Genomic DNA, 1,098 nt, shown 5'->3' on the forward strand with positions numbered 1-1,098 from the left:
CTTATCGCTGGAGCTATCGCCAAGGCGGTCCTTCCCGGCCGTCAAGGAGGCGGCTGGCTGATTACACTCGTTGTTGGCGTCGTGGGCGCAATCCTCGGAGGTTGGATCGGCTCGTTGATCTTCGGCGGAGGGCTCGCTGACTTCTTTGACCTGCGGACCTGGCTCCTCTCCATCCTCGGGGCCGTTATTGTGCTCCTGATCTATGGGGCTCTTGCCGGTCGGAGGACCAGGGCGTAGCAGCCTCGATCCTCCGGATGCAGGGCTGCCACTGAGGACGCCCTGCGACTTCTGTTAGACGGCTGCGGGCCGCTGCTGAAACACCCCGGGAGGAACCACCCGGCGTTTCTCGGCCCGCGCCGCCGAGTCCAACGGCATGACGGTTGACCTCATGCCGGGCGCCCGCCCGCAACGCTTCGTCGAGAACAAGCTTCGAAAGCCTCCGAGCGCAGCCCCGGCGGCCGGTTCCGCTGTCGTAAGTAGTAATCGCCAAAGCGGCAGAAGTCATTGCTCCGCGCGCATCCGACACCATGCGACCAGAGATGCTAAACAGCAAGGAGATAGACATGGACAACCTATTCCGCCGCACGGGCATCGACGTGCCCGAACCAGTCCGGCGCTTCCTGCAAGGCGAGACGGACACCTGGCTCAGGGTCGAGGAATACCGGGACGGAAACACCTTGGTGGTCAGAACCGATATCCCCGGCATCGACCCGGACAAGGACATCGATATCACCGTCACCGAGGGCAACTTGAATATCGCTGCCCGGCGCACGGAACCCGCGCACAAGGATCAACCGGGTTACCGAAGCGAAGTGCGGTACGGCGAATATTCGCGAAGCGTCCCGCTGCCCCGCGGCGCGGACCCTGACACCGTCGAGGCCAGCTACATCGACGGTGTCTTGGAAATCCGCGCCCAAATCCCGGAGCAGTCCGGACCGTCCGCCACGAAAGTCCACGTCTCCCGCGGTGGAAACCAGTCACCGGAAGCACCAGAGAACTTCGTGACTTGAACGGCATTTCCGGCACTCGACTCGCCCGGCACCCACCAGCGACCGCGGGTGCCTTCTGGCAGGGCGAAGGGGGCCATCGGTATTGGTT

2 protein-coding genes are annotated in these 1,098 nt (G+C 63.7%); both read left to right on the top strand.

Features of this window, described 5'->3' with window-relative positions:
* Positions 1–237, top strand: a 237-nt coding sequence (locus LQV45_RS34850; RefSeq protein WP_230012521.1) for a GlsB/YeaQ/YmgE family stress response membrane protein, incomplete at its 5' end; no start/stop codon positions are given.
* A gap of 302 nt (positions 238–539) precedes the next feature.
* Positions 540–1,010, top strand: a complete 471-nt coding sequence (locus LQV45_RS34855) for an Hsp20/alpha crystallin family protein (RefSeq protein ID WP_230012531.1) — start codon at positions 540–542, stop codon at positions 1,008–1,010.
* Positions 1,011–1,098 lie beyond the last annotated feature (88 nt).

This window comes from Microbacterium sp. Bi128 (assembly GCF_918698205.1).